The organism is Asticcacaulis sp. (assembly GCF_027484505.1).
In the GTDB taxonomy this organism is placed as follows: Bacteria; Pseudomonadota; Alphaproteobacteria; order Caulobacterales; family Caulobacteraceae; genus Asticcacaulis.
Genome location: NZ_JAIXSV010000263.1, coordinates 1 through 7,006, shown reverse-complemented (window position 1 = coordinate 7,006; position 7,006 = coordinate 1). Strand labels below are relative to the sequence as shown.

The 7,006-nt window shown below is 62.1% G+C and carries 7 protein-coding genes; 2 read left to right on the top strand and 5 right to left on the bottom strand.

Annotated elements, in window-relative coordinates; genetic code table 11:
* On the bottom strand, nt 1-293 hold a 293-nt coding region (gene queF, locus Q0072_RS15690; RefSeq protein WP_298331973.1), incomplete at its 3' end, for a preQ(1) synthase.
* Between the two features lie 77 nt (nt 294-370).
* Here queF and Q0072_RS15685 point away from each other — a divergent pair.
* Both Q0072_RS15685 and Q0072_RS15680 read left to right on the top strand, forming a co-directional pair.
* Nucleotides 371-1,318, top strand: a complete 948-nt coding sequence (locus tag Q0072_RS15685; RefSeq protein ID WP_298331970.1) for a nitronate monooxygenase — start codon at nt 371-373, stop codon at nt 1,316-1,318.
* A 138-nt stretch (nt 1,319-1,456) separates the two neighbouring features.
* Nucleotides 1,457-2,194 carry a TorF family putative porin gene (locus Q0072_RS15680; RefSeq protein ID WP_298331968.1) on the top strand — a complete coding sequence of 246 codons (738 nt, stop codon included), beginning with the start codon at nt 1,457-1,459 and terminating at the stop codon, nt 2,192-2,194.
* A 139-nt stretch (nt 2,195-2,333) separates the two neighbouring features.
* Here the strand turns inward: Q0072_RS15680 and murD are convergent, their stop codons facing one another.
* The 4 genes from murD to Q0072_RS15660 form a co-directional block, all read right to left on the bottom strand.
* Nucleotides 2,334-3,740 carry a UDP-N-acetylmuramoyl-L-alanine--D-glutamate ligase gene (gene murD / locus Q0072_RS15675; RefSeq protein ID WP_298331966.1) on the bottom strand — a complete coding sequence of 469 codons (1,407 nt, stop codon included), beginning with the start codon at nt 3,738-3,740 and terminating at the stop codon, nt 2,334-2,336.
* 178 nt (nt 3,741-3,918) lie between these two features.
* Nucleotides 3,919-5,028 carry a phospho-N-acetylmuramoyl-pentapeptide-transferase gene (gene mraY, locus Q0072_RS15670; RefSeq protein ID WP_298331963.1) on the bottom strand — a complete coding sequence of 370 codons (1,110 nt, stop codon included), beginning with the start codon at nt 5,026-5,028 and terminating at the stop codon, nt 3,919-3,921.
* Between the two features lie 9 nt (nt 5,029-5,037).
* Complete coding sequence (gene murF / locus Q0072_RS15665; RefSeq protein WP_298331960.1) at nt 5,038-6,429, bottom strand: UDP-N-acetylmuramoyl-tripeptide--D-alanyl-D-alanine ligase; 1,392 nt, start codon at nt 6,427-6,429, stop codon at nt 5,038-5,040.
* A 73-nt stretch (nt 6,430-6,502) separates the two neighbouring features.
* The coding region (locus Q0072_RS15660; RefSeq protein ID WP_298331957.1) for a cyanophycin synthetase at nt 6,503-7,006 on the bottom strand (504 nt) is incomplete at its 5' end.

Sequence of the window (7,006 nt, the reverse complement as noted above, 5' to 3'; positions counted from 1 at the left end):
TAGATCGTGCAGTCTTCGTGGAACGCCCCGTGATTGCGGAACGCCGTCAGAAACAGCTTCAGCGATTTGGACTCAACCAGCCACTCGCCCGGCACATAGTCGATGACCAGGTGCGCGAAATCGGGCTGCCCCGTCACCGGACACAGGGAGGTGAATTCCGGGGCCGTAAAGCGCGCCACATAGTCGATATCGGCGTGCGGATTAGGCACGCGCTCCAAAACGGCGCTGTCCGGGTCGCTCGGCGCGCCCAACTGCTGGCCCAGTTGCGTCAGATTATCGGTATAGTGCGCCATGAACGACCTTTCCTTTTCATTCGAATAGGATAATAATTAAGCGAATACAATAGTTTACTTAAGGGCAAGAAACGACCATGGCCATTCCGGATACCCTGAAAGCGGGCCTCAGCTTCCCCGCCATTGCCGCGCCGATGTTCCTGGTCTCCGGGCCGGAGCTGGTCATTGCGACGTGCAAAGGCGGCATGATTGGCACCTTCCCGGCGCTCAATCAGCGGACCACCGAAGGCTATGCGCAATGGCTCGACGAAATTCAAGGGGCGCTGACGCCTGAGGATGCCCGCTTCGGCGTCAATATGATCGTCCACCCGACCAATTCAAGGCTGATGGCAGATATGAAGGTGACGGTCGAAAAGAAGGTGCCACTGGTCATCACCTCGCTGGGGGCGGTGCGCGATGTGGTCGATGCGGTACATTCCTATGGCGGCGTGGTCTTTCATGACATCACCACCGTGCGCCACGCTGAAAAGGCCGCCGAGGCCGGCGTGGACGGGCTGATCCTTGTCTGCAATGGGGCGGGCGGCCATGCGGGCACCTATAACCCCTTCGCGCTTCTGGGCGAAATCCGTCAGTGGTACGAAGGCACCATCGTCCTGTCGGGTTGTTTGTCGCGCGGCTCAGACGTGGCGGCGGCGCTGATGATGGGAGCCGACCTCGCCTATATGGGCACGCGTTTTATCGCCACGCACGAAGCCATGGCCAGCGAGGGCTACAAGACCATGCTGACGCAGTCTTCGGCCAAGGACATCGTCTATACGCCGGCCATTTCGGGCGTCCCCGCCTCCTTCCTGCTGCCGTCGCTGGAAAGTCACGGCATCACCAAAGATATGCTGAAGGACATGACCACCAAGATGGACATGGACCATGAGATGAGCGACGAGGCCAAGGCATGGAAAACCCTGTGGTCGGCGGGACAAGGCACGGGCAATGTGCGCGACATCCTGCCTGCCTCTGAGTTGATTGAGCGGCTCAAGGCGGAATTTTCTAAGGCTACGCAAAGGTTTTCGGACGATTCCATCATCTGAGGATGATTGAATTTTTACCCATGGCACCCCAATTCAAAGGCTGAGCACCCTTCGTATGCCGAATTTTGTGACATTTTCATTGCAATTTAATGACAATGCGGGCATGCGCAGAAGTGGAAAACGGAGCCGCACCGCACCTTGCCCAGATTTGTCCTGCCCATCACCCTGGCCCTTCTGACCTTTACCGCACCAGTCGCCGTTGCGGCGCCGACGGGTAATTTCGTTGCCGACTGGAGTGACGACTGGACGGAGGCTCTGGAAGGCTGGAAGCTGAGCGGGCAACTGACCGCTGCGACGGATTCGACCAGCAAAGGTATTTCCGAAACGCAAGGTAACGGGCAGTTGTCTGGAGCGGTGACGGCGACGCGCGGCGGGTTTTACGCTTCGGCGCGACTGAAGAACGTCAAGAGCTCGGACGGCAGCGATACACAGAGCGCACTGGCCGTCGGCGGCCGCTGGTCGGTCGGGCCGCAAATCCATGTCAACAGCCAGATCATCTACAAAGTCAATGGCGGCGCCCGCCCCGGCAGCGACAACCGTTTCACCGAGTGGCAGACCGAGGTCAGCCGCGCCTTCGGCGATACGACGCTGAAGGCCCTGACCATCTGGTCGCCGGATTCGTCGGGTACGACGAAAGAGGCCTTTTATTATGAACTTGGGGCGGCCCAGAAGCTATCCGATCGCTGGAGCGTGTCCGGCGGCCTCGGCGAGCGTCGCATAGAGCCGAAGCGCAACTACACGGCGTGGAATGCCGGAGCGACGCTGGCGCTGAACGCCAAGACCTCACTGGACCTGCGTTATTACGACACCAACCGCCATGAGTACTCAAAGGCGCACGGCGACCGCTTCGTGCTGGCCTTACAGCGGCGGTTTTGACTCTGGATCATTATGTTTTTTGGTAAAAACATAATGATCCAGAGTTTGTTTAGCCCCTCGCCGGGCGGTGGCTCCGCCACCTTGGCTGCCGCCTCAATGGCGGCTTGAGCGGAATGATTCCATCAGAAATCATCCCGCTCTAAACCGAGGCCAGGCTGCGCTGGATGTCGGCCACGGCTTCCTTGAACGCATCGCCGCGGGCTTCGAAGTCGGTGAACTGGTCCTGAGAGGCACAGGCCGGGGACAACAGCACCACCTCTTCTTTGCCGGATTTTTCGGCTGCCGCAAAGGCCTGCGCCACCGCGGTGAACAGCAGTCGCGACTGGGTGCAGGGGGCCGCCGTGCCGATGGTCTTTTCAAACAGCTCCGCCGCCTCACCGATCAGATAGGCGTGTTTGACGCGGGGGAAGAGGTCTTTTAACTCCTCGATGCCGCCCGCCTTGGCGCGGCCGCCGGCGATCCAGTAGAAGCCGTCAAAGCTCGACAGGGCCTGACGCGCCGCATCGGCATTGGTGGCCTTTGAGTCGTTGATAAAGCGCACATTCTTGATGCGCCCGATCTCCTGCATCCGGTGGTCAAGACCGGGGAAGGACCGGATGCCCGCCACAATCGCTTCGACCGTCAGGCCCAGCGCCCGGCAGGCCGAATAGGCGGCGCAGGCGTTTTGCCAGTTGTGGCGACCGGTCAGGGTGCGAACCGTCTTCAGGTCGATGATCTGACGCGCGCGGTCGGTCGTGGCGTCATAGATGACGCCATTCAGCGCATAGACGCCGCGCCCCAGGGTGCGCCGCGATGAGATGGGGATGAGATTGACCGAGTGATGCGCGGTCATTTCGGTCACCACCGCCTGCGACCACTCATCGTCCGTGCCGATCACCGCCGTCTGATGCGCAGTCTGGTTCAGGAAGATGCGCTTCTTGGCCTTGATATAGCCGTCCATATCGCCATGTCGGTCGAGGTGGTCAGGCGAGAAGTTCATCAGCACCGCCACGTCCGGGCGGAAGGTGTGGGTCAGGTCGAGCTGATAGGAAGAGGTTTCGATGACGTAGATCGTCCCGGCGTGCATTTCGGGCAGATCGAGCACGCCGATGCCGATATTGCCGCCGATATGGGCGTCACGCCCGGCGGCCTTGAGGATATGGCCGATCAGGGCCGTCGTCGTCGATTTGCCGTTGGTGCCGGTGATGGCCACCGTCTTCGGGCGCTGCTTTTCGGGCAGGGCGTTCAGCGTGCGGGCAAACAGCTCAATATCGCCGATGACCGGGACATTGGCGGCTTGCGCCGCCCTGACGGTCCAGTGCGGCTCCGGATGCGTCAGCGGCACGCCGGGCGACAGCATCAGGGCGTCGATTTCCGACCAGTCGGCGACCTTGAGGTTTTCGATGGTGAAGCCGTCTTTGGAGGCGCTGAGCATCGACTGCGGCTTGTCGTCCCACAGAAGCGGCTCGGCCCCGCCGGCCTTCAGCGCGCGTGCCGCCGACAGGCCGGACCGCCCCAGACCGAAAATCGCTACGCGCTTGCCTTCAAAACCTTTGACGGGGATCAAACTGATGTCTCCATACTGACTCAGAACCACCCCACCACCGCATCTCATTTGCTTCGCAAACTCGTGCGGTCCCCCTCCCCGCCACCGGGGAGGTGTAAGGGGCCTTGCCTTGTACCGCCCCAGTTTACTGGGGAGGGGGACCATTGGCGGAGCCAATGGGGGTGGGGTGGCTACACTTTTATCGCAATTTCAACGTGGCCAGACCGACCATGGCCAGAATCCCGGCCACGATCCAGAAGCGGATGACGACCGTCGATTCCGCCCAGCCCTTCTTTTCGAAATGGTGGTGGATCGGCGCCATCAGGAAGACCCGCTTACCGGTCAGCTTGAAATAGCCGATCTGGATCATCACCGACAGGGCTTCGACGACGAACAGGCCGCCGACTATGGCCAGCACGATCTCGTGCTTGATGGCCACGGCCGTCATGCCAAGCCCGCCACCCAGCGCCAGCGAACCCGTATCGCCCATGAAGATCTTGGCCGGCGGGGCGTTGTACCAGAGGAAGCCCATGCCGCCGCCGATGACCGCCGCCAGGAACACCGCCACCTCACCCGATCCGGGCACGAAGTGGACATTGAGATAGTTGGCAAAGACGTAGTTGCCGACGGCATAGGAAATGATGCCGAACGTCCCCGCCGCGATCATCACCGGCACGATGGCCAGCCCGTCCAGCCCGTCGGTCAGGTTAACGGCGTTCGACGCCCCCACAATGACCACGGCGGCAAAGACGATGTAGAAATAGCCGAGATTGAACAGCACGTTCTTGAAGATCGGCACGGCCAGAGAGGTCGAAAGCCCCGACGAGGTCGGCGATTGCGGCCCGAAATAGACCAGAAGCGCCGCCGCAATCCCCGCCACGATGAACTGCGCAATCAGCTTCTGCGACCCCGACAGACCGGCCGAGGTCTGCTTGGTGACCTTGGCATAGTCGTCGATAAAGCCCAGAAAGCCGTAGATCATGGTGACGCCCAGCACCACCCAGACGGTGACGCTGCGCAGGTCGGCCCACAGAAGCGTCGCCACCAGAATCCCGGCCAGAATCATCAGCCCGCCCATGGTCGGCGTGCCCTTCTTGGTCAGAAGGTGCGATTGCGGACCATCTTCGCGGATTGGCTGGCCCTTACCCTGCTTGGCGCGCATCCAGCGAATGAAGCGCGAGCCCAGACCGACCGCCACCAGATAGGAGGTGATGATGGCCAGGCCGACGCGAACCGTCTGATATTTCAGGAGGTTGAGCAGCGGCCAGTGATCAAGCGCCGCAAAATGCTCGTACAGAAAATAAAACATATAATGTCCCTAAATCAGAAGGCTCTTGGCAATCAGGCCCGCCTTCGATCCGTTGGAGCCCTTTATCATAACAATGTCGTTCGGACGCAAGGCCGATTTCAGCGGTGCCACCAGTTCCGCCGCCGTGGCCGCATAGGCCCCGCGCTGCGCTTCGGGCAACACGTCCCACAGGGCCTTCATCAGCGGCCCGGCGACGAACACCTGATCGACGCCCGCCGACGTCAGCGCCGGGGCCAGAGCCGCGTGGCGTTCCACCTCATCAGGGCCAAGCTCCAGCATGTCGGTCATCACCGCGATGCGCCGCCCGCCCACTGCCAGCGGACGCGCGGCTAACGCGTTGAGCGTCGCCACCATCGAGATCGGATTGGCGTTGTAGCTTTCGTCAATGAGCGTCACCTGACCGCCCGCCACCGCGATCTGATGTTCGGCCCCACGCCCGTCCAGCGCCTCAAAGGCCGACAGGGCGGCGAGCGTTGTCGCCGTATCGACTTTCAGCGCCTCGGTCATTAGCAGCACAGACAGGGCGTTGAGCGCCTGATGCTTACCCGTATGGGCCAGCGTAAAGGCGATATCGCGCCCATGCAGGGTGGCGGTGACCTGAGCGCGGCCATCGACCACCTCGTGGCTGATCAGGCGCGCGTCTGCGCCTTCGGCCTCACCGAAGCGCTGCACCTTTGCGCCCATTTCGCTGGCCCGCTCATTCAGTTCGGCAAACCAGTGGTTATCGGCGTTGAGGATCGCCAGCCCGCCGTATTTGAGGCCGTCGAAAATCTCGGCCTTGGCCTTCATCACCCCTTCTTCGCCGTCGGGGAAGTTTTCGGTGTGCACCGCGCCCACCGTGGTGATGATCACCGCATCGGGTTCGACCAACTCCGACAAGGGCGTGATCTCATCGGCGTGGTTCATGCCGATTTCGAAGACGGCGCGTTCGGTATCCGCCGGCATTCGGGCGAGGGTCAGTGGCACACCGATATGGTTGTTGAAGCTTTTGACCGCCGAATGGGCGCGCCCGGCGCGGCTCAAGGCCGCCATGACCATCTGCGTCACCGAGGTCTTACCCACGCTGCCCGTTACCGCCCCTCTCAGGGCCGGGGCGCGGTCGCGGGCATAGGCCCCCAGCTTTTCCAGCGCCTTAAGCACGTCCGGCACCATCAGGCAGGGACCGCCTTCGACCGGCTTGCGCGTGATGGCGCACACCGCGCCCTGCGCAAAGGCCTGCGCCACGAAGTCGTGCCCGTCGCGCACGCCGGACAAGGCGAGGAAGATATCACCCGGCTGCACCTGACGGCTATCGAAGGTAATGCCGGTGGCGCGAATAGCGCTGGCGTCGCCGCTCAAGCCCGCAAAGGTGCCGCCTGTGGCCTTGAGCAGTTCGGTTCCGGTCCAGAGAGGTGTGGTCATGTGCGCCATCTTCGTGTCCCCCTCGGACCCTTTGGGGAGAGGGTAGCTTGCGCTAGCAAGCGGGGTCAGGGGGTTATGGATTCAAGGCTTCGAGCACTACACCGGCGTCGTCGAAAGGCAAGACCTTTCCGGCGACGATCTGCCCCTGTTCGTGGCCCTTGCCCGCCACGACCAGCACATCGCCGGTTTTCAGGCTGGCCACGGCTTCGAAAATGGCCTGACGGCGGTCGCCAATCTCAAGGACATTCGACGATTGCGTACCGGCCAGACCGGCCATGATCTCGGCGCGGATGAACGCCGGTTCCTCTGAGCGCGGATTGTCGTCGGTGACGATCACCCGATCCGCCAGACGCTCGGCAATGGCCCCCATCTGCGGCCGCTTGCCGCGATCCCGGTCGCCGCCACAGCCGAAGACGCAGATCAGACGCCCCTGGGTATGCGGGCGCAGCGCCTTTAAGACCGTCTCCAGCCCGTCGGGCGTGTGGGCGTAATCGACATAGATTTCGGCGCCATTGCCGGTCGAACCGACGCGCTCCAGACGCCCGCGCGCCCCGGTCAGGTGCGACAGGGCCTCCAG

Excerpts from the sequence above, each read along its gene's own strand:
- Q0072_RS15685 (WP_298331970.1), top strand. The coding sequence starts at position 371 with ATGGCCATTCCGGATACCCTGAAAGCGGGCCTCAGCTTCCCCGCCATT.
- murF (WP_298331960.1), bottom strand. The coding sequence starts at position 6,429 with ATGACCACACCTCTCTGGACCGGAACCGAACTGCTCAAGGCCACAGGC.
- mraY (WP_298331963.1), bottom strand. The coding sequence starts at position 5,028 with ATGTTTTATTTTCTGTACGAGCATTTTGCGGCGCTTGATCACTGGCCG.